The 26,733-nt window shown below is 69.6% G+C and carries 20 protein-coding genes; 4 read left to right on the top strand and 16 right to left on the bottom strand.

Annotated elements, in window-relative coordinates:
* Positions 1-7: 7 nt before the first annotated feature.
* The gene (locus tag ACGFH9_RS06515; RefSeq protein WP_393216246.1) at positions 8-1,015 is read right to left on the bottom strand and encodes an ABC transporter permease; all 1,008 of its coding nucleotides are present in this window, start codon (positions 1,013-1,015) and stop codon (positions 8-10) included.
* A gap of 715 nt (positions 1,016-1,730) precedes the next feature.
* Here ACGFH9_RS06515 and ACGFH9_RS06510 point away from each other — a divergent pair.
* Positions 1,731-3,158 carry an endo-1,4-beta-xylanase gene (locus ACGFH9_RS06510; protein ID WP_393216243.1) on the top strand — a complete coding sequence of 476 codons (1,428 nt, stop codon included), beginning with the start codon at positions 1,731-1,733 and terminating at the stop codon, positions 3,156-3,158.
* A 321-nt stretch (positions 3,159-3,479) separates the two neighbouring features.
* A complete protein-coding gene (locus ACGFH9_RS06505) occupies positions 3,480-3,980 on the top strand; it encodes a hypothetical protein (RefSeq protein ID WP_393216240.1) in 501 nt (166 codons plus the stop codon).
* A 119-nt stretch (positions 3,981-4,099) separates the two neighbouring features.
* Here ACGFH9_RS06505 and ACGFH9_RS06500 read toward each other — a convergent pair whose 3' ends face one another.
* Complete coding sequence (locus tag ACGFH9_RS06500; RefSeq protein WP_393216237.1) at positions 4,100-5,779, bottom strand: glycoside hydrolase family 27 protein; 1,680 nt, start codon at positions 5,777-5,779, stop codon at positions 4,100-4,102.
* Between the two features lie 176 nt (positions 5,780-5,955).
* Between ACGFH9_RS06500 and ACGFH9_RS06495 the strand changes: the two genes are divergently transcribed.
* Positions 5,956-6,105 (top strand): hypothetical protein, encoded by a 150-nt coding sequence (locus ACGFH9_RS06495; RefSeq protein WP_393216234.1) that lies wholly within the window; start codon positions 5,956-5,958, stop codon positions 6,103-6,105.
* Positions 6,106-6,229: 124 nt separating this feature from the next.
* On the opposite strand, the gene ACGFH9_RS06490 is transcribed toward ACGFH9_RS06495, so the two are convergent.
* The 6 genes from ACGFH9_RS06490 to ACGFH9_RS06465 all read right to left on the bottom strand — a co-directional run bounded on the left by ACGFH9_RS06490 (position 6,230) and on the right by ACGFH9_RS06465 (position 14,355).
* Positions 6,230-8,626 (bottom strand): ricin-type beta-trefoil lectin domain protein, encoded by a 2,397-nt coding sequence (locus ACGFH9_RS06490; RefSeq protein ID WP_393216232.1) that lies wholly within the window; start codon positions 8,624-8,626, stop codon positions 6,230-6,232.
* An 83-nt stretch (positions 8,627-8,709) separates the two neighbouring features.
* The gene (locus ACGFH9_RS06485) at positions 8,710-9,561 is read right to left on the bottom strand and encodes a sugar phosphate isomerase/epimerase family protein (protein WP_393216230.1); all 852 of its coding nucleotides are present in this window, start codon (positions 9,559-9,561) and stop codon (positions 8,710-8,712) included.
* A 6-nt stretch (positions 9,562-9,567) separates the two neighbouring features.
* Positions 9,568-10,758, bottom strand: a complete 1,191-nt coding sequence (locus tag ACGFH9_RS06480) for a substrate-binding domain-containing protein (RefSeq protein WP_393216228.1) — start codon at positions 10,756-10,758, stop codon at positions 9,568-9,570.
* Between the two features lie 10 nt (positions 10,759-10,768).
* Entirely contained in the window at positions 10,769-11,746 is a 978-nt protein-coding gene (locus tag ACGFH9_RS06475) for an ABC transporter permease (RefSeq protein ID WP_393216225.1), read from the bottom strand.
* Between the two features lie 2 nt (positions 11,747-11,748).
* Entirely contained in the window at positions 11,749-12,723 is a 975-nt protein-coding gene (locus tag ACGFH9_RS06470; RefSeq protein WP_393216222.1) for an ABC transporter permease, read from the bottom strand.
* A 120-nt stretch (positions 12,724-12,843) separates the two neighbouring features.
* Positions 12,844-14,355 (bottom strand): sugar ABC transporter ATP-binding protein, encoded by a 1,512-nt coding sequence (locus tag ACGFH9_RS06465; RefSeq protein WP_393216219.1) that lies wholly within the window; start codon positions 14,353-14,355, stop codon positions 12,844-12,846.
* A 523-nt stretch (positions 14,356-14,878) separates the two neighbouring features.
* Here ACGFH9_RS06465 and ACGFH9_RS06460 point away from each other — a divergent pair.
* Positions 14,879-18,427, top strand: coding sequence for a ThuA domain-containing protein (locus ACGFH9_RS06460; protein ID WP_393216216.1), 3,549 nt, complete (start codon positions 14,879-14,881; stop codon positions 18,425-18,427).
* A gap of 86 nt (positions 18,428-18,513) precedes the next feature.
* On the opposite strand, the gene ACGFH9_RS06455 is transcribed toward ACGFH9_RS06460, so the two are convergent.
* The 8 genes from ACGFH9_RS06455 to ACGFH9_RS06420 all read right to left on the bottom strand — a co-directional run bounded on the left by ACGFH9_RS06455 (position 18,514) and on the right by ACGFH9_RS06420 (position 26,598).
* Positions 18,514-19,485 (bottom strand): aldo/keto reductase, encoded by a 972-nt coding sequence (locus ACGFH9_RS06455; RefSeq protein ID WP_393216213.1) that lies wholly within the window; start codon positions 19,483-19,485, stop codon positions 18,514-18,516.
* A complete protein-coding gene (locus ACGFH9_RS06450; RefSeq protein WP_393216210.1) occupies positions 19,482-20,360 on the bottom strand; it encodes an amidohydrolase family protein in 879 nt (292 codons plus the stop codon). Before ACGFH9_RS06450 ends, ACGFH9_RS06455 begins: the two co-directional genes overlap by 4 nt.
* Positions 20,357-21,118 carry an SDR family NAD(P)-dependent oxidoreductase gene (locus ACGFH9_RS06445; RefSeq protein ID WP_393216207.1) on the bottom strand — a complete coding sequence of 254 codons (762 nt, stop codon included), beginning with the start codon at positions 21,116-21,118 and terminating at the stop codon, positions 20,357-20,359. Before ACGFH9_RS06445 ends, ACGFH9_RS06450 begins: the two co-directional genes overlap by 4 nt.
* Positions 21,115-22,143, bottom strand: coding sequence for an alcohol dehydrogenase catalytic domain-containing protein (locus ACGFH9_RS06440; RefSeq protein WP_355241050.1), 1,029 nt, complete (start codon positions 22,141-22,143; stop codon positions 21,115-21,117). The genes ACGFH9_RS06445 and ACGFH9_RS06440 overlap by 4 nt, the downstream gene beginning before the upstream one ends.
* Before the next feature lie 137 nt (positions 22,144-22,280).
* Positions 22,281-23,516: a mandelate racemase/muconate lactonizing enzyme family protein gene (locus ACGFH9_RS06435; RefSeq protein ID WP_393216204.1), complete on the bottom strand. Its 1,236-nt coding sequence runs from the start codon at positions 23,514-23,516 to the stop codon at positions 22,281-22,283.
* Between the two features lies 1 nt (position 23,517).
* Positions 23,518-24,345: a carbohydrate ABC transporter permease gene (locus tag ACGFH9_RS06430; protein WP_393216201.1), complete on the bottom strand. Its 828-nt coding sequence runs from the start codon at positions 24,343-24,345 to the stop codon at positions 23,518-23,520.
* Positions 24,345-25,325 carry a carbohydrate ABC transporter permease gene (locus ACGFH9_RS06425; protein WP_393216198.1) on the bottom strand — a complete coding sequence of 327 codons (981 nt, stop codon included), beginning with the start codon at positions 25,323-25,325 and terminating at the stop codon, positions 24,345-24,347. Before ACGFH9_RS06425 ends, ACGFH9_RS06430 begins: the two co-directional genes overlap by 1 nt.
* A 4-nt stretch (positions 25,326-25,329) precedes the next feature.
* On the bottom strand, positions 25,330-26,598 hold the full coding sequence (locus ACGFH9_RS06420) for an ABC transporter substrate-binding protein (RefSeq protein ID WP_393216195.1): 1,269 nt from the start codon (positions 26,596-26,598) through the stop codon (positions 25,330-25,332).
* Positions 26,599-26,733: the final 135 nt, after the last annotated feature.

Here is a 26,733-nt window from a genome sequence, read left to right as displayed (position 1 = left end):
CGGCATGTCAGCCCCGTGACTCCAGCCGCCGGCGGCGGTACTGGTCGAAGTAGACGGCAGCCCAGATGATCAGGCCGACGATCACCTGCTGGTAGTGGATGCTGATGTCGAGCAGGACGGCGCCGTTGCGGACCAGGGCGATGAGGAAGGCGCCGATGATGGTCCCGACGATCCGACCCTGCCCGCCGAACAGGCTGGCGCCGCCGATGACCGCGGCGGCGATGACGTCGAGTTCCAGCGAGATGCCGTAGTTCGGCTGGCCGGAGTTGACGCGGGAAGCGGCGATCATGCCGCCCAGACCGACCAGGACGCCCGCCAGGACGTACACGTAGGTCAGGTGACGACCCACCGCGACGCCCGAGCGGCGGGCCGCTTCCAGGTTGGAGCCCATCGCGTAGGTGTACTGCCCGAAGCGGGTCTGCGAGAGCAGGAAGGCAACCCCGACGGCGACCACCGCGGTGATCACGACGGCGAACGGAATGCCGATGATCTCGCCGTTGCCGAGCAGCTGGAACGACTTGGGCAGCCCGTAGACGCCGACCGCGCCGGTGATGATGAAGACCAGGCCCCGCCCGACCGACATCGTCCCCAGCGTCGCGATGAACGGGGGTATCCGGGCGACGGTGACCAGCAGCCCGTTCAGCAGTCCCGCCAGGGCACCGACACCGATCGCGACCGCCGTCGCCGCGAGGAGCGGAAAGCCCAGATCCCGTACGACCATCGCACCCGCCACGCCCGCGAGCGCGGCGACCGAGCCCACCGACAGGTCGATGCCCCTGGTGATGATGACCATCGTCTGCGCGGCGGCGATGATGGCGATGACCGCGGTCTGCGCGCCGATGTTGAACAGGTTGTCCGCCGTGAGGAAGTACGGACTGGCGAAGCTCAGCGCGATGAACAGGACGATGAGCGCGGTCGCGGCGGTGAACTCGGACAACGCGTGGGAGATGCGCTCGCGTAACCAGTCGTTGAGCGCGCCGCCCTGGCTCTGGTCGGTCGCCTCGGCGGCACTCATCGTCCGGCCCGGCTCTCGTCCACTGTGTCCCCGGCTCGGCACGCGCCCCCGCCGGTGATTGACGCTCTCCCTCGCAACCGGACCTCCCCAGGAAGTCACACACGGGGCCACGCCCCGCAGCGCCTGCACGATAGATCGGATGTTTCCTGCGATCAGGCGTTACCTTGCCATGGTCACGCTCATGTTGCCAAGGTCTTACCGCCATGTTGTGGCATCGTTATGCGTGTCTCGGGAACGATACGTCGGACCAAAAAATCGTTGCCTGTGACCGGATGGCGGCGAGCGCCGCGTCCGGACACGCTGTTAGCGGTAACCTCCGACCAGGGCGACGCGGACGTGCTCATCGAAGGGGTTCGCTGCCCGCGCACCACTCGCCTTGAGCATGTTATCGATAACATGCTATGTTCCGCCAAGGAGTCGAGGGCACGTCCCTCCCGTTCGGAATCATCGGCACCTCGAAGGGCATCGGGTCCCCTGACCCGGTCGACGGCCGGTGACCTGTCCGAGCCACACCTGTCCGGCGTGCGCCGTGTTTCCGCGTCCCCGCACGCGGCCGCTTGATCGTGACGTGCGCCCTCAGGCATCGCCGCTGTCGATCCATCGGACCGTCCCGGGCATCGCCGTATCCCGCCCTGAACGGAAGCCACGGTCTGCCCGCCACCGGTGCGGCAGCCCGATCTCGACTCCGCCGCCACCATTGTCGAAAGGCAGGACCATGGACAAGATCCCCGACGAACGCGCACCGCGACCCCGGTTCCGGGGCCGTCGGGTGCTGGTGCCGCTCGCGGCCACCCTCGCGGCGGTCGCCGCGACGGTGGCGGTGACCTCCACCGCCAACGCCGGCACCACCCTGGGCGCCTCGGCGGCCGAGAAGGGCCGCTACTACGGCGCGGCGGTACCCGCCTTCAAGCTGTCCGACAGCCAGTTCGCTGGCATCGTCAACCGGGAGTTCAACCAGCTCACTCCCGAGAACGAGATGAAGTGGGACGCCACCGAGCCCCAGCAGGGCCGGTTCAGCTACAGCGGCGGGGACCAGATCGTCGCCCACGCCCAGTCGCACGGCATGATCGTCCGCGGCCACACGCTGCTGTGGTACCAGCAGCAGCCGGGTTGGGCCCAGAGCATGTCCGGGACCGCGCTGCGGAACGCCGCCATCAACCACGTCACCCAGGTCGCCACCCACTACCGGGGCAAGATCTACGCCTGGGACGTGGTGAACGAGGCGTTCGCCGACGGTGGCAGCGGTGGGCGGCGCGACTCCAACCTGCAGCGCACCGGCAACGACTGGATCGAGGCGGCGTTCCGCGCCGCCCGCGCCGCCGACCCGGGCGCCAAGCTCTGCTACAACGACTACAACACCGACGGCATCAACGCGAAGTCCACCGGCATCTACAACATGGTCCGCGACTTCAAGTCCCGCGGCGTACCGATCGACTGCGTCGGCTTCCAGTCCCACCTGGGCACCTCGGTGCCGGGCGACTACCAGGCCAACCTGCAACGCTTCGCCGACCTGGGCGTCGACGTGCAGATCACCGAGCTGGACATCACCCAGGGCTCCAACCAGGCCAACGCGTACGCCCAGGTGACCCGGGCTTGTATGGCCATCCCCCGCTGCACCGGCATCACGGTGTGGGGCGTACGGGACAGCGACTCGTGGCGCGGTAACGACAACCCGCTGCTGTTCGACCGTTCGGGCAACAAGAAGGCGGCGTACACCTCGGTCCTGAACGCCCTCAACGCGGGCACCGGCACCCCGACCACGCCGCCGCCCACGACGCCGCCGCCGACCACGCCGCCGCCCACGACCCCGCCGCCCACGACGCCGCCGCCGACCACCCCGCCGCCCACCGGTAGCGGTTGCAGCGCCTCGGTGTCGCTGAACTCCTGGAACGGTGGCTTCGTCGCCACTGTCAAGGTCAACGCGGGCTCAACGGCGGTACAGGGTTGGACGGTCCGGATCACCCTGCCCTCGGGCACCGCCGTCACCAACAGCTGGAGCACGCAGGCCAGCGGCACGTCCGGCACCGTGGACTTCCGCAACGTCGACTACAACGGCCAGATCGGCGCGGGCGGTAGCACCGAGTTCGGTTTCCAGGGCACCGGCAACGGTCCGTCCGGCACCCCCACCTGCACCGCGAGCTGACCCGTCCCCTCTCAGCTCACCCCCTGGGCACCCCCGGGGCGTCGCGGACACCGCGCGCTCCGGGGGTGCCCGCCGTTCGGGTCGCCGTCCGATGAGGGCCTACGTCAGCCGTCGAGGCAGGCGCGGACGGCGGCGGTGAGACGGTTGGCGCGCTCGTCGCCCGCGCCGTACATCTGGTTGACGACGTAACCGAACCCCACCTCGTGGTACGCGTCGGCGAAGGCCAGGTTGCCGCCGGCGCCGTCGTGGCCGAAGCTGCGCTCCCCCAGCAGCGGCCGGGCCGGCTCGGAGTGCAGCAGGAAGCCGGTGATCTAGGCGGCGATGGCCACCCGGCGGCTGATGGTGCCGCCGGCCATCCTCGGCGGCCCCGTGGTGCTGCTCAACGCCACCAGCTCCGACGGCCTGCCCTGCGTACTTCCCGACGACGACCGGGCCGGTCGCGCCGTCGCCACCGCCCTGTTGGAGCACGGTCACCGCGACGCCATCGCCCTCATCGGGCGCAACCGCCTCAAGGAGGGCGAGCCGGAGATCTCCCTCGCCGCCCGGGCCCGCCTGCGCGGCATCCAGCAGGCGCTGGGCGACGCGGGCGTCACGCTCCTCACGGAGTCCTTCTGCACCGAGTGGCTGCCCGAGCACGGCTATGCCGCCACCCGGGCGCTCCTGAACAGGCCGCAGCGCCCGAGTCTGGCGACCACGGCGCTGCCGCACGAGCTGATGGGCCGGCGCGCGGTCGAGCTGCTCCTCGACGGTGGCGCCGCCGAACCGTCGTTCGTCGCCATGCCGCTGCGCCGCCGCCGGTCCCTGGCGCCTCCCGCCCGCTGACCCCGCCTCGCCCCCGGCCGTGACGGACGAACGACAGGCCCGGCCCGGGACGGTGTCGCCCCGGACCGGACCTGTCGGTACTGCTGTCAACGCCTACATCAGAGCCCTGACCAGACCGGCTAGCGCTGCGTCCAGCGTTGGTTGGCGGCGCCGGTGCAGGTCCACAGGAGCACCGTCGTGCCGTTGGCGGTTCCGTTGTTGTTCACATCGAGACACAGGCCGGACTGCGCCCCGCTGATCGTGCCGTTCGAGTTGAACGTCCACCGCTGGTTGGCGCCGCCGTTGCAGTCCCAGATCTGGGCCTTGCTGCCGGCTGCGGCGTTGGTGGGAGCGTCCAGGCACTTGCCGAGCGACTGGAGGTTCTGCCCGCTGGACGTCCAGCGCTGGTTGGCCGCCCCGTTGCAGTCCCAGATCACCGGCTGGGTGCCGTTGGTGGTGTTGCTCTGCGGAACGTCCAGGCAGCGTCCGGAGGCCGCGCTGGCCAGCGCGAAGGAGGTCGTCGACGGCGGCGGCGTGGTCGGCGGGGCCGTGGTCGGCGGCGGGGTGCTGGTGTCGCCGCCGCTGACCCGGTACACCACCGTGCCGTGCGCCGGGACGCTGGCGGAGATGGAGCCGGTGCTCGTGCTGGTGCTGTTGCTCCAGGCGTCCACCAGGGTGAAGGAGCTGCCGGACTTGCCGACGGCGGCGGCCGAGGTGGAGATCGTCGTCGTCGAACCGCCCTGGTTGAACAGGGCGACGGCGACGTCGCCGTTGGCCAGCCGCTTGGCCAGCACGCGGCGGGTGCCGTCGAACGACACCTGGCTGGCCTGCAACCCGAGAGCGTCCTGGTTGATGGCGATCAGGTACGGGTTCTTGAGGATCGTCTGTGTCGCGGAGTTCATGTTGCGGACGTCGTTGCCGGCGATCAGCGGCGACGCCATGATCGCCCACATCGCGAAGTGGCTGCGCATCTCGGTGTCGTTCATGCCACCGCGGCCGACCTCCATCATGTCCGGGTCGTTGAACCCACCCGGACGCGCGTACGAGGCCATCGGAACGGTCACGTTGATGATGTTCTGGATGCCCATCGGGTAACCGTTGGTCTGCCCGGTGTCCCACGCGTTGGTGATGTCCTCGGTGGTCCGCCACATGTTCGCCACGTCGCCCCAGTTGCGCTGCGGGCCGGTCTTGGCGTGGATGCTGTTGGAGTTGATGCTGTAGACGATGGGCCGGCCGGTTGCGGCCAGCGCGTCCCGCATCTTCGCGAACGTGGTGACCTGGTCGTTGATGCTGCCGTTCGGCGAGCACCAGTCGTACTTGAGGAAGTCGACACCCCAGGCGGCGAACTGCCGGGCGTCCTGCGCCTCGTGGCCCTGGCTGCCGGTCGCGCCGGGATAGCTGTTGAAGTACTGGGCGCAGGTCTTGTCGACCGGCACCTGGTAGAGGCCGAACTTCAGCCCCCGGGCGTGCAGGTAGTCGCCGAGCGCCTTCATCCCGCTGGGGAAGCGGGTGGGATCGCCCTGGAGGTTGCCGGAGCTGTCACGGTTCGGGTTGAACCAACAGTCGTCGACCACGACGTACTGGTAGCCGAGATCGCGCATTCCGTTGCTGACCATCGCGTCGGCGGTCTGCCGGATCAGCCCCTCGTTGATGTTGCAGCCGAACGAGTTCCAGCTGTTCCACCCCATCGGGGGTGTCCGGGCGACGCCGTTCTCCAGCGCCTGCGCCCCGGGCGCACGTAGACCGACGAGGGCGGCGGCCACGAGCAGCCCGGCCGCCGCTGCCCGCCCCCAGTAGCGGGCTCGGACGTTTCGCTTCATACGGGAGCGTCCTTTCGATAGTGCCGTCCACGGAGGACGGCCGCCCAGATGAGGCGGGCACCGTCTTGCCACTGTTAGCGTTAACAGCAGACGCCGGTCATATTACGGAGCCGTTTCGTCGAATTCAACTACTTCCATGTCTTGACGCACCGCCGCCCGAGGTTTCGCTCTGCGCGGTGCACCCGTTGGTCCGCACGAAGGCGTCCCGCGACGACCGACCCGAGGAGGTGGTGAGCACCGAGGCGCCGATACCGTGCAGGCCGACCTACGCGGCGGGCTGGCTGCCGCCGCTGCACCCGCTGAGCTGGGCGCCGCTGAAGACGTGACTTCTACGGGTTAGCGTTAACACATCCACCGGTGAATGGCCGGCATCGATGGTGGGCCGCGTTCTCGCGGTTGCCGCCACCGGGGAGCCCCGGCCGGGGTGCGGCCGGCCGGGGCGAGCCCATGTCAGCTGCGCAACTGCCACTGCTGGTTGGTGCCGCCGTTGCACGACCACAGGATGAGCTTCGTGCCGTTCGCCGTGCCGGCGCCGTTCGCGTCCAGGCAGAGGCCTGACTGCACGCCGGTGATCGTGCCGTTGGCGTTGACGTTCCACTGCTGGTTGGCCTGGCCGTTGCAGTCCCAGATCACCACGGCGGTGCCGTTGGCGCTGCCCTGGCCGGAGGCGTCCAAACACTTGTTGCCGTACACCATGAGCTGCCTGCTCGCGGTGGCGGTCCACCGCTGGTTGGCGGCCCCGCTGATGCAGTCCCAGAGCTGGGCCTGCGTACCGTTGGTGGTGCTGGAGTTGCCGATCTCGGCGCAGCGACCCGACTGGACGCCGACGAGCTGCACGTTCTGCGGGTTGGTGCTGCCCCCGCTCTGGACACCGGCCGTGGCGATCACGGACTGTGCGCCCGACGGCCAGTTCCCGTTGGAGACCGTGACGTTGCTGTTGACGACGTTGCCGCGGTCCCCGTTGGTCACGTTGGTGCTGCCGTTGGTCGACCAGTTGTTGGTGACCGTGAAGTTGCCCATGTTCTCCGCGTAGTAGTAGTTCGCGGTGGCCCAGGTGCCGGTGGAGGAGAACACGTTGTTGCGCGCGGTGTGGTAGCGCGAGCCCTCGTCGAAGTAGAGCCCGAACCAGCCGTTGGTACGCAGGCAGTAGTTCTGGTTGATGGTCCCGCCCGGGTTCGCCGAGAGCGTGTAGATGCACCCGCCGTCGGTCATCTGCTGCATCACGTCGTGCACGTAGTTGCCGACGACCTGGTTGTTGGCAGCGGTGGTGGCCGTCGAGTAGCGGGGCTGGTAGTTGTAGAGGCCCCGGTTGGCGTAGTGCTGGCTGCCGCCGGCGTCGTTGGCACCCCAGCCGTAACCCACCGACAGGCCGGTGTACGGCATGTTGTAGACCTCGTTGTGCGAGACCAGCGAGGTGTTGACGTAGGTGGTCAGGATCGACACCACGCCCCGGTACTCCACACCCAGGTCGTGCACCCGGTTGTTGCTGATGGTGACGTTCCGGTTGACCATCCGCTGGTCGCCGGGATGGTGGGCGTCGGCGCGCACGCCGCCGACCACGATGCCGCCGGCGGAGTTACGGGCGATCTCGGAGCGGGTGACCGTGATGTTGCTGGTGCCCAGTCCGACACCGCTCGCGTGGGCGTTGGCGTCGTTGCCGATGCCGATGGCCGTCTGACCGAGGTTGACGAACTGGGAGTCAGAGAAGGAAATGGTGTTGGCGGCGGAGACCTGCACGGCGGCCGGCATCTGTGCCCAGCTCGGGCGGGTGGCCTCGAACAGGGGGCAGCCCTCCTGGCAGGAGGTCAACGCGTCGGACGGACGGGCCCAGGTGCCGACGATGTGCGCGCCGGTCTGCTGGTCGGCGAAACCGTTGCTGCTGCTCGGGCCGAGCCAGCTGGTGCCGGTGAAGGTGATGCCGCTGAACGAGATGTGGTGCGCGGGCGCGTCGTACGTGCCACCCACGCTGACCAGCGACTGCACCTGGGGCAGCTCCACGCTCACGCTGCTCATGTTCTGCCCGGAGAGCGGGATGTAGTTGAGCTGGCCGCTGCCGGGGTTGAGGTACCACTCCCCCGGCGAGTCGAGGAACTCGTACGCGTTCTCCAGGTAGAACGGGCCGGCCCGGTGCGGACGGGACAGGGTGTCGAAACCGAACGTGTTGTTGTTCCAGGCCGGCTGCTGCATCGTCAGGAAGTTCCCGCTGATGCTCTGCACGGGCGAGTACCGGTCGGTGAACGAGCCGACGCTCTCCACCTCCACCCGGCTCTGGTTACCGACGTTGTTCAGGTAGCTCAGCGCGCTGTTGCTGAACCGCATGCCGCTCGTGGTGAAGGTGAAGTCGGCGCGGTTGACGGCGGTACGCGCCCGGGTGGCGATGGCGCCGTTGACGTAGAGCTGCCGGCTGTCCAGCCCGGTGGGGACGCTGGCCCGCCAGATGTTCTTCCCGGAGTCGACGAGCGACCACCCGGTGACCGCCCGCGCGCCGCTGATCGTCGGGCGGGCCGAGGCTGCCGCCCGCCAGATCACCTGGTAGCCGTTGGTGCCGGAGTCGGCGGCGGTCAGGCGCAGCGGCGACGTGAGCCGGTAGACGCCGTCGGCCAGCTCCACGACGATGTCGCCCGACATGGAGCTGTTGAGCGTACGTACCGCAGCCTGCGCGCCGCTCAGCGAGCACGGCTGGCTCGATGAGCAGGTGCTACCGCCGCCGGCCGGGGACGCGTAGAGGGTGGTGGTCGCCGCGGCGGCCGGTGTGGCCGAGGCGGTCACGGCGACCAGAGCGGTCAGTGCCGCCGTGGCGGCGCCGGCGAGGAGCCTGCGCGACACGGGGATGGATGAGACGGACACGGGACGGTCTCCTGTGGTGGTAGGGGTGGGGGGACGCGGATCGGTGGGGTTAGCGCTAACACGGTGGGCGTGCCGACGCCGGGTCAGGCGACGACCTTCCGGAGGTGGTGCAGGCCGTCGACGGCGAGGCGGTCCTGGGAGGGGGCCAGGGGCCGCCAGATCGACGCCGCGGTGGCGATTGTCGCGTTGTCGGCAGTGAACGACTCGATGCAGACCGCACCCCGATAGCCGGTGCCCCGCAGGACGGAGAAGAAGCGGGGCCAGTCGAAGTGGTCCGCCCCGGGAGCGCCCCGGTCGGTGCCGCTGACCTGGACGTGCTTGATGTGCGGGCCGGCCAGCGCGAGGGCCGCGTAGGGGTCGGCCTCCTCGATGTTCATGTGATACGTGTCGATCATGATGCCGACGCTCGGGGGCAGGCCGTCGATCAGCTCGATCGTCTGCTCGACGGTGTTGACCACGCTCGTCTCGTAGCGGTTCAGCGCCTCGACGCCGATGCTCACGCCGCACTCACCGGCCCGGTCGGCGACCGGCGCGAGAGCCCGCCGGAAGTCGGCGTAGCAGGCCACCCGGTCCGCCGCCGACATCCGCCAGGTCCGGCCGACCGCCGCGTACACCGGGCCGCCGACGCAGGGCGCGCCGACCGCCGCCGCGCTCGCCACACACCCCATGAGGTACGCGACTGTCGACTCGACGACGGCCGGCGTGGCATCCACCAGGTCCCGCCCGGGCGGGGTGACCGCGCAGACCCCGGCCGCGACGAGGCCGTGCGCGGCCAGCAGGTCCCGCGTGCGGGCCGGGTCCCAGTCGCCGGGCTGCTCGATCGGCAGTTCGACCGCGTCGAACCCGAAGGAGGCGATCCGCGGGATCAGCCGGGCGAGGGCCTCGTCGTCGACCGGCGAGGCCCACACCCAGGGGTTGACGCCGATGGCGTACACCGCAACCTACTTCCAGCGCTGCGGATAGCCGGGCAGGTCGCGGCAGCCGCACATCGCGTAGTGCAACGGCGGCATGCTCGCGTCCAGGTACTGGTCCAGGTTGTCCTGGGTGACCGTGGGCTGCGGCAGCTTCCACGGGTTGGAGACCTGGGTCCCGTCGAGAATGTTCAGCGCGGCGATGATCGGCGTCCGCCACTGGTACGTCGGGTAGGTGGGCGCGATGGCGGTGAGCTTCTTGTCCTTCCACAGCTTCAGGAAGTCGAGCTGGTCCTCACCGTTCATCGGCGGTACCGGCTTACCGGCGTCCTGGAAGGCCTCGACCGCCGCCACGGCGACCGCTCCGGCGTCCATCCAGACACCGTCGATCGTGCCGTACCGCTGGATGTAGTCGTTCACGATCTTCTTGGTCTTGGCGGGGTCGCCGTCGGTGAACTCCACGCCCACGACGTCGACCTTCGCCTTGTCCAGTGCGATCTTCGCGGCGGACCAGCGGGTCTCCAGCACGTCGACGCCGGGCAGGATACGCAGGGCCAGCAGCTTGCCGCCGGGCTTCATCTTCTGGCTGACGAACTCCGCGCCCACGTGGCCGAAGCCGTAACCGCCGACCGGGTTGATGAACGTCACCGGGCAGGTGGTGTTGACGCCGCGGTCGAAGACGACCACCGGCAGGCCGGCCTTGCAGGCGGCCTCGACGGCCGGGGTGAGCGTGGCGGTGGTGTTCGGCGACACGATGAGCGCGTCGCACTTCTTGCCGAGCAGATCGTTGATGTCGGCGATCTGCTTCTGGTCCTTGCCCTCGGCGTCGACGTGCACGAACCCGCTGATGCGGGAACGCTGCGCCTCGACCTCGGCCTGCATGGTCTTGAACCCGACCTGCCGCCACGGGTTGTTCAGCGCCGCGTTGGAGAAGCAGATCTTGTGCGGACCGGCCTTCTTGAACTTCGCGGTGTCCACCATCTTCGGGTTGAGCACCTGCTCCCACGGCTTGCCGGCCGGGCCCGTCGGTGCGGCGTCGAGCAGCGCCAGCTCGTTGTCGTAGTCGGCCTGCACGAAGAACTTGGACTGCTCCCCGGTGCCGGACCCGGCGGCGGCGGACGCGCTGCCGGACGGGGAGGCGGTCGGCTCGTCGGTGGCACACCCGGCCGTGGCCAGCGCCAGCACACCCACCGCGGCCAGGGCGGTCATGGATCGTCTCATCGAATCACCTTTATCTTGAGGAGGAGGAACGCGAAGCCGAGACCGCCACGGCGAGCAGGATGATCACGCCCTGGACGGTCGATCTGAGGGCACCGGAGACGCCGGTGAAGTTCATCAGCGCGAAGAGCGTCTCGAGGGTCAGCGCACCGAGCATCGCCCCGACGACCGAGCCGCGACCGCCGCCGAGGGCGACCCCACCGAGCACGACGGCGGTGATCGCCCCGAACTCCAGGCCGACGCCGGCCTGGAACGACACCCCGCTGTACCCGCCGAGCAGGATCGCCGCGATCGCCGCCGCGACGCCGCTGAGCACGAACGCGATCGTCTTGGTGAGTCCGACGCGTACGCCGCTCAGCTCGGCGGTGCGCGGATTGTCCCCGACCGCGACGAGCGTGCGGCCGAAGTCCGAGCGCGTCAGCACCACGGCGATCACGGCGACCACCACCAGGACGATCAGCGCGTACGGAATCCGGCCCAGCAGTGGCACGTCCTCGATGGCCCGTCGGCCGAACCGGCGGAACTCCTCCGAGAGGCCGCCCTTCGGCGCGCCGTCGGACCACAGGTACACGGCGCCCACGAGGATCAGGAACATGCCAAGGGTGGTGATGAAGGACGGCACCCGCAGCACCGTGGTGACCACGCCGTTGACCAACCCGACGAACGCGCCGCCGACGAGCAGCAGCGCGACCACCGGCCAGGTGCGCGACGGATCACTGTCGATGAGGCGGGCGGCGACGACGACCTGCGCCGTGACCAGGGAACCCACCGAGAGGTCGAACTCCCCGCTGACGATCACGAAGTACTGACCGGCGGCGAGCAGGATGATCGGCGCGGAACGGCCCAGGAACGACATCAGCGACCCGGGGGCGAGGAAGTCGGGTTGGACGAACGCGATGAGGATCAGCAGCACCGCCAGGAGCGCGGCGATCGGCGCGATCCCGTCGGGACGGATCCGCAGGGTGAGCGGACGACGCTCGGCGACCCGCATGGTCAGGACCCCGCCTTTCGCATGACCCGTCGGGCGTAGACGGCGACCGCGGCAATGATGATCACTCCGCGGATCACCTGCTTGAAGAACGCGTCGACCTCGAGCTGGTTGAAGACCGCGTCGATGCTGGCGAGCAGCAGCACGCCGCCGATCGTGCCGAGGACTCCGCCGCGACCGCCCGCGAGGGCGGTGCCGCCGAGGACCACCGCGGCGATCGACTCCAGGTCGTAGAGCCCTTCGGTGCCCACGCGTGGAGCGCCGGAGCCGAGTCGGCTGGCCAGATAGACCCCGGCCAGGCCGGCGCAGAGGGAGCACAGCATGTGGGCCGTGACGAGGACCCGGTCATTGCGGACGCCGGAGAGCCGGGCGACCTCCGGATCGCCGCCGACGGCGACCAGGTGGTGACCGAACCGGGTGCGCGAGAGTGCGAACCAGGCCGCCGCGGTCACCGCGAGCAGCAGCAGGAAGGACACCGGCACCGGACCGATCCGCTGGTATCCCAGGGTCCGCACGAGCGCGGGGGCGCTCTCGCCGGCCGGGCCGTCGTATCCGTCGTCGAGGTAGCCCTTGAGCAGCAGCCCGACGCCGAGGGTCGCGATGAACGCGTTGATCCGCAGCTTGGTGACGAGCAGCCCGTTGAGCAACCCGACGCCGGCGCTGACCGCGAGGGCGAGCCCGATCGCCGGCAGCAGCGCGCCGTCGCTGCCGTTCATCGCCTCGGCCGCCACCAGCGTGCTGAGACTGATCACGAACGCCACGGAGAGGTCGAGAGAACCACCGAGGATGACCAGGGTCTGCCCGACCGCGACGAGCCCGAGGCCGGCGGCGACGTGCAGCAGACTCACCGTCGTCGACTGGTTGAAGAGCTGACCGCCGTCGAGCATGACGATCAGCCAGCCGACGACGAGGGTGAGGGCCAGAGCCACGTACACACCCGGCACCGCGCGGCGGGCCGGACGCAGCGACAGGGCGGTCATGCTGAGCCACCTTTCGTTCGCGACTCCGGGGCTCGCAAAACCGGCTCACTCCTCGCGCTCACGCTGAGCCACCTTTCGTTCGCGACTCCGGGGCTCGCAAAACCGGCTCACTCCTCGCGCTCACAAGACGACCTCTCGGACGGTGCCGACCGCCAGGGCGACAACGTCCTCCTCGGTCGCGCCGGCGGGCAGCTCGCCCGCGATCCGGCCGTCGCGCAGGACGACGATCCGGTCGCTCATGCCGAGCAGCTCCGGCAGTTCGGACGAGATCATCAGGACGGCCGCGCCGTCGCTGGCGAGGCGGCGGACCAGATCGTGGATGGCGGACTTCGCGCCCACGTCGATGCCCCGGGTCGGCTCGTCGAAAATCAGGATCCGTGGCTTCAGCGCGAGCCACCGGGCCAGGACGACCTTCTGCTGGTTGCCCCCGGAGAGGAAGCGGATCTCCTGGTCGTCGCCGGCGGCGCGGACCTCCACGGCGGCGAGCAGCTCGCGTACCCGTGCGGTGCGGGCGGCACGGCCGGACCGTGCCGCGAAGACGGCCCGGCTGGCGAGCAGCGCGTTGTCGAGCACCGACTGCCGCGCCACGATGCCCTCACCCTTGCGGTCCTCGGTGACGTACGCGATGCCGGCCCGCATCGCGGCGCGCGGTGAGCGCAGCCGTACCGGCCTACCGTCGAGCTCGACGTCGCCGGTCGTGAACGGCGCCACGCCGAAGAGCGCACGGGCCAACGCGGACCGTCCAGAGCCCTGCAGGCCGCCCACGCCGAGGACCTCGCCGGCGCGCAGTTCGAGGTTCACGTCGCGCAGCTTGCGGTTGCCGCCGCCGCGCACGGTCAGCCGTACCGGCCCGCGGTCGTCGGGGCCGGCCCGGTCGGGGTAGTAGCTGGACAGCTCACGGCCGACCATGTGCCGCACCAACTCGTCGGCGTTGGTCTGCACGGTGTACACGGTGGTCACGCGACGACCATCCTTGAGCACCGTGATCCGGCTGGACAGGTCGAAGACCTCGGTGAGCCGGTGCGAGACGTAGAGCAGAGCGATGCCGCGCTCCTGGAGCCGGCGTACCAGCCCGTAGAGCAGTTCCACCTCTTGATCCGCCAGTGCCGCGGTCGGCTCGTCCATGATGAGCAGTCGTGCATCCAGGGCGAGCGCCTTGGCGATCTCGACGACCTGTTGCTGGGCGACGCCCAGCCGCCCGACCCGGGCGTCGGCCGGCAACGCGGTCTCGCCGATCGAGGCGAGGAGTTCGCGGGTGCGGTCGAGCATCGCGCGACGGTCGACCAGGCCGCGCCGGACCGGCTCGTGACCCAGGTAGACGTTCTCCGCGACGGTGCGCTCGGGCAGGAGGTTGAACTCCTGGTGGATGATGCCGACGCCGGCCCGCTGTGCGTCGCGGGGGCCGTGGAACGAGCGCGGTTGGCCGGCGAACTCGATGGCACCCTCGTCCGGGGCGTACCCACCGGAGACGATCTTCATGAGCGTCGACTTCCCGGCGCCGTTCTCGCCGACGACGGCGTGCACCTCACCCGGTGCGACGTCGAGGTCGACAGCATCGAGGACGCGGACACCGAGGAAGGACTTGCCGATGCCCCGTAGGGCCAGCAGCGGTGCCGGTGGTGGGTCTGACATCCCGATAGCCCTTACAGATAGTAGTCATCGACGGGAACAGCACAGCGGCCGGTAGGCCGTTCGACGCGCTGATCGACGCACTTTCGCAGGCTGCTGCGGAACTTGCGTTTTTATGGTGCAAACATTTCCTTGACATCGAGGAAACATCACACGTATGAAGATAGATGTTTGGATGCGGGTCCGCAATCCTCCATCTGCGGCGACTGCCAGGCCCGGCACTCGATCGGCGCGAGTGTCGACACGGACGAGTCAGGCCCGAGCACCCCTACCGAGGGGTAACATCCGACGCTCGACGTTTCATTGACACTTGTTGATGAATGGCTCATCCTGACCTCGCAGACCATGGACGAGATCACAGCCCACATCACGCTGTGTGACATCCAGCGGGGCTGACTGCCGTTTCGGCGGACGGCACGACGACCGCGACCAGCACACTCGTGGCTCCCGCGCGCCCAGGCACGACCTGACGCGCTGGCGGCCCGTGCTCGCAATCGGAGTTGCCCGCCCAGACCTAGGAGACGGCATGCGTCGCCCCACAATGATCATCGGACTGATCGTCGGCCTGTTGGTGGCCCTCGGCCTGGCCCCGCCGGCGTCGGCCGCCCCGGCCTTCCGCGCCCTGTTGTTCACGAAGACCGCCGGCTACCGGCACGACTCGATCCCCGCCGGGATCTCGATGATCCAGCAGCAGGCTACCGCCAACAACTTCGAGGTGGTGCAGACCGAGGACGCGAGCGTCTTCACGGCCTCCAACCTCGCCACCTTCGACGTCGTCATCATGCTCCAGACCTCCGGCATGGTCTGGACCTCGGCCTCGCAGCGGCAGGCCATCGAGGGCTACCTCGCCAGCGGCAAGGGCATCGTCGGTGTGCACAACGCCACCGACATGGGCATCGAGTCTGAGTACCCGTGGTGGGACCAGATGATGAACGGCGGAGCCCACATGCCCGAGCACTCCCCCGGAGTGCTCGCCGGCACCGCCATCGTCGCCGACAAGCAGCACCCGTCGACGGTCGGCCTGCCGGACCGCTGGAGCCGCAGCGAGGAGTGGTACAACTTCGACTCCAACCCGCGCGGCAACGTACACGTCCTGGTGACCGCCGACGAGCGCACGTACAACCCGGGTTCGCGGGCGATGGGCCCGGACCACCCGATCTCGTGGTGCCGCAACACCGGCGGAGGACGCGTGTGGGCCACCGCGATGGGCCACGCCAGCGAGTCGTACAGCGAGACCTACTTCCGCAACCACGTCCTGGGAGGCATCAAGTGGGCCGCCGGCAACGTGCCCGGTGACTGCGGCGGCACCGTCTGGGGCAACTTCGAGAAGCGCACGCTGGACGACAACACCGCCGACCCGATGGCGATGGCCGTGCTGCCCGACCGCCGCGTGCTGTACGTCCAGCGCGGCGGCCAGGTCAAGATCTTCAAGCCGAGCACCAACAGCACCGTCACCGCCGCCACGCTGAGCGTCTACACCGGCGGTGAGGACGGCCTGACCGGCGTCGCGATAGACCCGGCGTTCGCCAGCAACGGGTACGTCTACCTGTACCACTCCCCGTCGAGCAGCTCGACCGACGTCAACCGGGTCTCCCGCTACACGCTCTCCGGTGACACGCTCAACCTGTCCACCGAGGCGCGGATCATCGACATCCCGGCGTACCGGGACCGGACCTTCGCGGAGCCCGGCCACACCGGCGGCTACATCGAGTTCGGGCCGGATGGCAACCTCTACATCGGCACCGGCGACGACACGCCACCCAACCTCGACCCCAACTGGCAGGGCTACGCCCCGCTGGACTGGCGGTCCGGCAAGGCCAACCTGGACGCCGCCCGGTCCGCCGGCAACACCAACGACCTGCGCGGCAAGCTGCTGCGCATCACGCCCTCGGCCAGCGGCGGGTACACCATCCCGTCCGGCAACCTCTACCCCCAGGGCACGGCGCAGACCAAGCCCGAGGTGTACGCCATGGGCTTCCGCAACCCCTTCCGCTTCTCGATCGACCCGGCAACGGGCTGGGTCTACCTGGCCGACTACGGCCCCGACCGCAACCCGCCGACGACCAACCGCGGCCCGGAGGGTCTCGTCGAGCTGAACGTGATCAAGGCAGCCGGTAACTACGGCTGGCCGTTCTGCCACGGCAACAACCAGCCGTACGCGCCGTTCAACCCGGACACGGGTGTCGTCGGGTCGAAGTTCAACTGCAACGCGCCGGTCAACAACTCGCCCAACAACACCGGCCTGGTCAACCTCAAGCCGATCGTCTCGCCGAACATCTGGTACGGCTACCCGGCCTCGACGACCTTCCCCGAGCTGGGCTCCGGCGGGTCGGCGCCGATGGGCGGTCCGGTGTACCGGTACGACGCGAACAACCCGTCGGCGACGAAGTTCCCGCCGTACTACGACGGCGTGCACTTCTTCTACGAGTGGGCGCGCAACTATGTCAAGGAGGTCCACTTCGACTCTTCGACGGCGGTCACCCGGACCAACCCGTTCCTGCCCGGCGGCAACTTCAACAAGCCGATGGACATGGAGTTCGGCCCCGACGGCTCGCTGTACCTGCTCGAATGGGGATCGAACTTCGGCGGTGGCAACAACGACTCCGGTCTCTACCGCATCGACTACATCCAGGGCGGCCGGTCACCGATCGCGAAGGCCGTCGGTACGCCGACCAGCGGCAGCGCCCCGCTGACCGTCCAGTTCAGCAGCGCCGGCACGACCGACCCGGACCCTGGCAACACCCTCAGCTACCAGTGGACCTTCGGTGACGGTGGTACGTCCACGGCAGCCAACCCGGCACACACCTACACGGCCAACGGCGACTACACCGCACAGCTGAAGGTCACCGACAACACCGGCAAGACCGGCTTCGCCAACGTACAGATCACCGTCGGCAACACCGCCCCGGTGGTCACCATCAACGTGCCGCCCAACGGCGGCATGCTGAACTTCGGCGACAAGGTCTCGTACACGGTCAGTGTCTCCGACCCCGGCGGCGCGGCCATCGACTGCACGAAGGTGTTGGTCAACCCGGCCCTCGGCCACGACGACCACGCCCACGAGACCACCGAGTACCCGGGCTGTTCGGGGACCATCTCCACCGACCTGCTCGGTGGTCACCCCGAAGGCGCCAACCTGTACTACGTGCTCAACGCCCGCTACACCGACAACGGCGGCTCGGGTGGCGGCTCGCCGCTGACCGGCTACGCGCAGGCGATCCTGCAACCGAAGCACAAGCAGGCCGAGTACTTCAGCAGCCAGTCTGGGGTCCGGGTCGTCGACCAGAGCGCCGCCGAGAGCGGTAAGCGCGTCGGCGACATCTCCAACAACGACTGGGTGGCGTTCAACCCGATGAGCCTGTCGGGCATCAGCACCGTCAGCTACCGGCTGTCGTCGCCCAGCGGCGGCGGTTCCATCGAGCTGCGGGCCGACTCGCCGACCGGCACCCTGCTGGCCACTACGACCGTGCCGAGCACCGGCGGCTGGGACAACTACCAGTCCACGGCGGCGGTGAGTGTCGCGGCCCTGTCCGGAACGCACACGCTCTACATGGTGTTCAAGGGCAGCACGTCCAACTGGTTCGACCTGGACGCGTTCACCTTCGGCGGCGACGGCGTGGGCGTTCCCGGCACCGGCACCGGCGTGGCCGGGAAGACCTGGACCCTGACGGCCCAGCACAGCGGCAAGCTGATGGACGTCAGCGGCGTCTCCACCGCCGACGGCGCACAGGTCGTGCAGTGGGCGGCCACCGGAGGCAACAACCAGAAGTGGCAGGCGGTGGACGCCGGCAACGGCGCCGTCTACCTCAAGGCGGTGCACAGCGGTAAGTGCCTCGACGTCGTCGGAGGCTCGACCGCGCAGGGCGCCTTCCTGCAACACACCACCTGCAACAACTCCAACCAACAGAAGTTCACCGTGACGTCGACCGGCACGACCGGGATCTACACGGTCAAGAGCGCGCTGAGCGGGCTCTGCCTGGACGTCAACGGCGCCTCGACCGCCGACGGGGCCCGACTGCTGCAGTGGGGCTGCCACAGCGCCGCCAACCAGCAGTGGCGGTTCACCCAGGTCTGACCACCGGACCGAAGCGCGGACGAAGCGCCGGCCACCCGCTCCTGACGACGGGTGGCCGGCGCTCCGGCTTGTTCAGCGGCGTGCCGTCACCGGAGCAGTCCGGCGTCGCGCAGCGCCACCCAGAGCTGCTCCGGGACGTCCGCGTCGAAGCGGCGCAGGGTCTCGGTCACCTGGGCCTCGTCGCGCAGGCCGACCACCGTCGAGACCACGACCGGGTGCCGGCGGACGAACGCCAACGCCGCCTGGGGCAGCGTGACGCCGTACTCCTGGCAGACCGTCGCGATCCGCCGGGCCCGCTCGATCACCTCGGGCGGCGCCTGCTGGTAGTTGTAGGTCGCGTCGGCGGGTGGCTGGTCGCGGGCCAGCAGCCCGGAGTTGTAGACGCCGGCGATCACCACGCCCACCCCCGCGGCCTGCGCCGCCGGCAGCAGGTCGTCGGCCGCGCCCTGTTCGAGGAGGGTGTACCGGCCGGCGCACATCACCACGTCGATGTCGGTCTCCTGCACGAACCGGGCCAGCATCGCCGACTGGTTCATGCCGGCCCCGATCGCGCCGACGACCCCCTGGTCGCGCAGCTCGACCAGTGCGGGCACCGCCTCGGTCGCCGCCTGCTCCCAGTGGTCGTCCGGGTCGTGCAGGTACACCACGTCCACACGGTCCAGACCGGTGCGCTCCAGGCTGGCCTCCAACGACCGGAGCACGCCGTCGCGGCTGAAGTCCCAGACGCGCCGGTGGTCGGCCGGCACGTCGAACCCCTCCGGATCGCGCTCCCCCGCGCTCTCCGGCGACGGTACGAGCAACCGCCCGACCTTCGTCGACACCACGTACTCGGCGCGGGGCCGGGACCGCAGCGCGGCTCCCAGCCGCCGCTCGGACCGGCCGAGACCGTAGTGCGGAGCGGTGTCGAAGTAGCGGATACCGGCGTCCCAGGCGGTGTCGACGGCGGCGGCGAACTCGTCGTCCGACGTCGCCCGGTACAGGTTGCCGCCCTGCGCGGCGCCGAAGCCCAGCGTGGTGAGCCGCACCGCCGGACGCCGGGGCAACGCCCGGCCCGTCACGGCTCCCCCAACCCGTACGCGCGGACGGCGGTTTCCCGCCAGATCGCCGCCTGTTCCCCGTCGCCGAGCGGTTCCAGCAGCTCGGCGAGCACGCCGACCCACCGGCTGTACGAGCTGGCGAGCAGACACACCGGCCAGTCGGAGCCGAACATGAGCCGGTGCGGGCCGAACGCGTCGAGCGCGTGGTCGACGGCCGGGCGCAGGTCGGACACCGACCAGGTTGGACCGTCCACTTCGGTCACCAGGCCGGAGAGCTTCGCGGTGACGTTCTCCCCGGCGGCGAGCGCCCGCAGGTTGGCGGGCCAGTCGCCGAGGTCACCCGTGCCGAGCGACGGCTTGGCGAGGTGGTCCAGGACGAACGACACCTCGGGCAGGTCCCGGACGAGGCGGGTGGCCGCCGGGAGCTGGTGGTCGCGGACCAGCAGGTCGTAGGCGAGGCCGGCGGCGCCGACGGCCGCGATGCCCCGCCGGACGTCACGCCGGTCGAGGTACGCCGGGTCGGGCTCGGACTGGACGAGGTGGCGGATGGCGACCAACCGCTCCCCTCCCCGTGCGGCGCGGAGCCGGTCGAGGCGCTCGTCGATGTCGTCGGCGGTGAGGTTGACCCAGCCGACGACTCCGCCGATGAGGGGGTCGTCGGCGGCGATGCCCAGCAGGTGTTCGGTCTCCGCCACGGAGGCGATCGACTGCACGACGACGGTCTCCGTGACGCCGGCGGCCCGCGCCACCGGGGCGAGATCCGCCGGGGTGAAGTCGTTGTCGATCGCCGCCATCGTGTCCGGGTCGATCCAGGGCTGGGGGTGTCGTGCACGGACCCAGAGGTGGTGGTGCGCGTCGACGATGCCGGGACGCCCGTCCGGCGTGGCCCCCGTCATCGGCCCAACCAACCGCCGTCGACGGGCAGGACGGTGCCGTGCACGTAGTCCGAGGCGGCGGCGGCCAGGAACACGGTGGCGCCGGCCAGGTCGTCGGCGCGTCCCCACCGACCGGCGGGGATGCGACCCACGATGGCGTCGTTACGCGCGGGGTCGTCGCGGAGCGCCTGGGTGTTGTCGGTGGCGATGTACCCGGGCGCGATCGCGTTGACGTTCACCCCGCGTGCGGCCCACTCGTTGGACAGGGCGCGGGTCAGCCCGGCGAGGCCCGACTTCGCGGCCGTGTAGCTCGCGACGTTGATGCCGCCCTGGAAGCTCAGCAGCGAGGCGGTGAAAATGATCTTGCCGCGTCCGCGGTCGACCATCCGCCGACCGATCTCCCGGCTCAGCACGAACTGGCTGGACAGATTCACCTGCACCACCCGGTCCCACATCTCGTCGGGATGCTCCACGGCCGGCGCACGAGCGATCGTGCCGCCGTTGTTCACCAGGATGTCCACCGGCGCCACCGACTCGGCCTCCTCGGCCAACCGGTACACCGCAGCCCGGTCGCCCAGGTCCGTCCGGATGCCGGTGAACCGGCGACCGGCCGCCTGGACACGTCGCTGGACCTCACTGCCCTCCGGCTCCAACTGCGCCGAGACCCCGATGACGTCCGCGCCGGCCAACGCCAGGGCCTCGGCCATCGCCAGACCGATCCCCCGCCGGGCGCCGGTCACCAGGGCCGTACGGCCACTCAGGTCGAACAGGGCGCTCATCGCGCCTCCTCCCGCCAGTCGAGCAGCACCTTCATGACACCGCCGCCGGACTCCAGGGCCGTGAACGCATCCGTGACGCCCTCCACCGGCAGCACCCGGGAGATCAGCTCCTGGGCCGGGATGACGCCGGCCGCCACGAGCCGGATCGCCTCGACGACGTCCTCGCGCTGGTACAGCCGGGCGCCCAGCAACTGCAGCTCACGCCAGAAGAAGCGGTGCAGGTTCACCGGACGCGGCTGCGGGTGGATCGCCACCATCACCAGCCGGCCCCGGGTGGTCAGCACGTCCACGGCCGTGCCGACGCCGGCAGCGGAGCCGGACACCTCGAACGCGACGTCCGCGCCCGCGCCGTCGGTCCGCTCGTTGACCAGCGCCACCACATCGGTCGGCCCCGGGTCCACCGCCTCGATCCCGATGCCCGACGCGACCCCGCGCCGGAAGCCGTCCGGCTCGACGAGCAGGACCTGTGCCCCGCGCTCCCGGGCGACGGCCGCGATGAGGACACCCACCGGACCACCGCCGACGACGACCACGTGCTCACCGGATGCCACGTCGGCCCGGCCGACGTCGTGCACGGCCACCGCGACCGGCTCGACGAGCGCGGCCTGGTCCAACGGCAGGTCGTCGGGGAGCGGAAGCACCAGGTCGGCCGGCACCGTCCAGGACGACTGCATGGCGCCGGGCGAGTCGATGCCGAGGAAGTCCATGGCGTGACAGACGTGCGAGTGGCCACGACGGCACGCCGGGCACCGCCCGCAGGCGCGGGTCGGCATCACCGTGACGGCCTGTCCGACACGCAGGTCGGTCACTCCGTCGCCGACAGCGGCGACGTGTCCCGACATCTCGTGCCCGAGGACCGCCGACGCGCCCACGCGGGCGTCCATGTCGCCGTGGAAGATGTGCAGGTCCGTACCGCAGATCCCGGTGTACGCCACCGCGATCCGCACCTGGCCGGGGCCCGGCGGTTCCGCGGCGCGATCCTCGACCCGCAGGTCACGTGCTCCCTGGTAGACAATCGCCTTCACTGCTGCTCCGTCTCGACGTGGGTGGTACGTACGGTGCGTGTGACAGGGGGCCGGAGCCGCGTGCGCGGTGTCGGCGCCACGGACACGGTAATCATCCGACCAATCGTGGTCCAGTGGTGGAGTCGGCCCGTACCGGCTCAGTGCCGCACAGGCGCCACGTCGTTCGGGGCCCGGACCGCGTCGACGAGCAGGGCCTCGACCCCGACCGGTGCGGCGGTGACGGTCGGCTCGGCAACGGCCAGGAGGCGTTTGCCCGCCCGCTCCGGACGGACGTTCGGGCTGTCGGCGGAGGGCCCGTCCGGGCGGTGCCCGACCGCCGCGATCGCCACCTCGTCCACCCGTACACCCAGGCCCGGGCTGTCCCCGAGGACGAACGCGCCGTCCTCGACGTGCAGGTCGAGGCCAATGCCCACCGGAGGTCGCAGATCCTGCAACTCGCTGACCAGGTGGTTCGGTACGGAGGTCGCGGCGTGCAGGAGACCGAGTGGAATGTTGCCGATGGGGCTGACCGGCAGATCGTGGGCGTGGGCCAGTGCCGCCACCCGCAGGAAGTGGGTGACCCCCCAGACGGCGGCCGCCTGGACGATGTCGACCGCGCCCGCCGCGATCAGCGGCCGGTACTGCTCCAGCCCGGTGAGGTTCTCACCGGTGGCGATCGACGCCCGTACGCCCCGACCGACGGCCGCCAGGCCCTCGGCGTCCCAACGGCGGACCGGCTCCTCGATCCAGATGAGATCGAGGGTGCGTTCCAGCTCGGCCACGTGGCGGACGGCCTGCTTGCGTGACCACGCCTCGTTGACGTCGAGCATCAGACCGGGCCGTCGACCGTGACCGGCCTCGGTCAGGACCTCCCGGACCAGGCCGAGCCGGTGCCGGTCCCGCTCGATGTCGAGACCGCCCTTGAGTTTGGCGGCCCGCAGGCCGTACCCGGCGTAGATCTCGTACTCCGCGACCAGCTCGTCGTCGGTCAGTCCGATGTCCAGCCCGGAGGCGTACGCGGGAACGCGGCGGTCCCGCCCGCCGAGCAGCCGCCACAGCGGCTCGCCGGCCAACTGGGCCTTGATGTCCCACAGGGCGGTGTCCAGCGCACCGATCGTCCCGAACACCAGGCCCGCGTGGCCGGCCTTGAACGTCTGTCGCAGCATCCGGTCGTACAGGGTGGACACCGCGCGGGGATCTTCCCCCTCGATGGCCGGAAAGATCTTGTCGATCTCCACGTGCGGCCCCAGGCCGATGCCGTTGATCCCCTCGTCGGTCTCGACGACGGTGATCGGCACCGTGGTGACGCCGTCGGGGAACACGCCGTTGGCGTCGCCGACGGGTCGGCCCCACTCCTGGACCGTCGTCAGGGTTCGATACCCGGTGATGCGCATGTCAGCCTTTCGTGGAACCAGCGGCGACGCCGTCGGCGATCTGGCGCTGAAGGAACAGGTAGACCGCCAGGACGGGGATCGCGGCGATGAGCACCCCGGAGGCGAAGGTGGGAATGTCCTCGGAGTACTGCCCCCGCAGCGAGGTCACCCCGACCATGAGGGTCCGGTGCTCGGCCGACGGCATCAGCAGCAGCGAGATGAGCACGTCGTTCCAGCAGAACAGCGTGTTGAGGATGCCGACCGACAGCAGCGCCGGAGCACCCAGCGGCAGCATGATCCGCCGGTAGACGCCGTACACGCTGTTGCCGTCGATCCGGGCCGCGTCGACGATCTCGACCGGGATGGTCCGGTAGTAGCTGGTCATCAGAAAGACCGTGAAGGGCAGGAACTGCGCGACGTACGCGAGGATCAGCCCCGGGTACGTGTCGACCAGGCCACTGTCCGCCATGACCCGGGCCAGCGGCACCATGATCACCTGGAAGGGGATGAAGAGCGCCGCGAGGCAGCCGATGAACAGCGCCGTCGAGCCCCGGAAGCGCAGTTGGCTCAGCGCGAAGCCGGCCATCGACCCGAACAGCAGCAGCAGGAACACCGCGCAGCCCACCACGAGGATCGAGTTGGCGGCGTACCGGCCCATGCCGACGCTCGTCCACGCCGTGGTGATGTTCTCGATGCGCAGGGAGTCCGCCAGTGAGAAGCGGTCGAGGATGTACTCCCGGCGGGTCTTCATGGCGACGTTCGCCGTGAACAGGAGGGGGTAGATCGTCGCGGCCGCGAGGAGCCCCATCGGGATCACGAGCAGCAATCTGCCCAGTCGGACGCGGGACATCAGTCCTCCCTTCCCGCGCGTCGGAGCAGCTTGAGCTGCAGGAGCCCGACGACGAGCATGATGATGAACAGGACGGTGGACGCGGCCGATGCGAGCGCGGGGCGGTTCATCCGCCCCTGCTGGATCCAGATGTAGTACTCCGGCAGGTAGGTCGAGCCCTCCGGGCCGCCACTGGTCATGACGTAGAGCAGGCCGAACATGGACGTCAGCATCCCGATCATCGTGGTCACGAAGACGAACTGGATGGTGCGGGTCAGGCTCGGGATGATGACGTGCCAGATCACCTGTGCCAGCGACGCTCCGTCCACCCGCGCGGCGTCCAGCAGGGCGGCGTCCAGGGTCGCGAAACCCGCGAGGAAGACGACCAGGGCCATCCCGAAGGTCGCCCACATGTGTACACCGACGACCGCGAACATGGCGACGTCCGGATCACCGAGCCAGTCCACCGGTCCGATGCCCACCGTGGACAGGACAACGTTGACAGGACCGTCAAACGAGAGCAGCAGGTTGAAGATCGCGCCGACGATGACCGGGGACAGCACGGCGGGGAAGAAGTAGACGCTGCGGTAGAACCGGTGCCCCGGTACCCGCAGGTAGATGAATGTGGCGAGCAGGCCCGGGATGGCCACCGCCACCGGCAGGAGCAGCACCAGCAGTCCCACGTTGCGCAGCGCCTGCTGGAACAGCGGATCGCTGAACAGGTCGACGTAGTTGGCGATGCCGACCATCGCCCCGTCGCGGTCGCCGTCGCCGGTGAACGAGAAGTTGACGCCGAGTGCCAGCGGCCACAGCCGCAGCAGCACGAGGATCAGGACGGCCGGGGCGACCAGCACGAAGGGCGCCAGTTGCTCGGCGCGACGGCCGCCGGCGGCGCGCCGGGAGACGGCGCGGTTGCGAGGCGGCGGCACGGAGGGCGGAACCCCGCCGGCCCGCCCGGCCGAAGCCGAGCGGACCGGCGGGAGCGAGTTGCCGATCGTCACGAGATCAGCCCGCCGTGTCCGAGGCGGCCATCTGCTTCACGACCTCGTCCACGCTGATCGAGCCGCTGAGCAACTGCTGCGAGAGGCGGCCCATCAGGTCGAGCGACTTCGAGGAGAGCGCCACGTGCGGCGCCGGCTTGCCGGTCTTGAGCGCGGAGACGATCGTGGTGACGGCCGGCCCGCTCGCCGACACGTCGATGGTCGTGTCCGCGGTGATCGCGCCCGCGTTGGCGTAGAACGCCTTCAGCGCCTCGGTGGAGCTCAGCGAGCGCACCAGGTCGGCGGCCACCTTCGGGTCCTTGGTCCACTTGGCGACCGCGTAACCGATGCCACCGTCGTACGGCAGGCTCGGGGTCGCGCCGCTGGTCACCGCCGGGGCCATCATCACGCCGAGCTTGTCCGGCGTGATGAACTCGTTGAAGTCCTTCCAGTGCCCGATGTCCGACATGAGCCCGATGATGTGCGCGGCCTTGCCGGACTGGAAGACAGCGAACGCGTCGTTGAACATGGCGGTGGAGTTCGCCCCGTCGTTGTTCAGCTTCGCGGTGCCGGTCTCCTTCCACAGCTCGAAGATCCGCTTCACGTTGGGCGAGTTCCAGTCACGCTTGCCGGCGATCCAGTTGTCGTACTCCTGCGGGGTCAGGACACCCGACGCCATCGCCGACAGGAAGAACTGGATGCCGTAGCCCTCCTTGTTGCCGAGGGCGAAACACTTGGCGCCGCTGGCCTTGGTGATGGCAGCGCAGTTGGCGACGAACTCCTGCCACGTCGTGGCGGGCTTCGCCGGGTCGAGACCGGCCTTGTCGTAGAGCGTCTTGTTGTAGTAGATCGGGTGACCCTGGAGCGTCACGGGAGAGGCGTAGGTCTTGCCGCCCTTGGCGAACGCCTCCCAGCCGGCCAGCCGCTGCCGGTCCTCGCCGACGTACTCGTCCAGTGGCTGGAGTGAGTCGACCCGGTCGCGGATCTGGCCGCCACCGTTGAACAGGATGACGTCAGGTCCCTTGCCCGACTGGATGGCCGCGCCGAGCAGCGTGTAGTACTCCTCGAACGGCTGGGCGACGAACTCGACCTCGACGTCCTTGTGCTTCTTGGCGAAGTCGGCCTTCGCCTTCTCCACGTACTGGGCAGAGCTGGCCTCGCCGGACTTCCAGTCCCAGACGACCAGCTTCTTGTCCGAGCCTCCGGACGATGAACCCGAACCTGTCGCACTTCCACAGCCTGCCAGGGCCAGCCCTGCAACGAGGACCGCGGACCACACTGCTCGTTGCTTCATCGTTGCTCACCTTCATATGGGGAGTGGCCTGGGAACGGCCGTCGATGCAAGATTGACGAGAACGTAACTCGTATGACGTCTGACGTCAACGGTTGCCCGTACACTGGGGCGGACTCGTGGGCCCGCTCCCGCGGC

Origin of the sequence: Micromonospora sp. NPDC049102 (genome assembly GCF_043197485.1) — a bacterium.
GTDB lineage: Bacteria > Actinomycetota > Actinomycetes > Mycobacteriales > Micromonosporaceae > Micromonospora.
The sequence above is the reverse complement of the archived record's forward strand: the minus strand, read 5'-3'. Positions and strand labels throughout refer to the sequence as shown.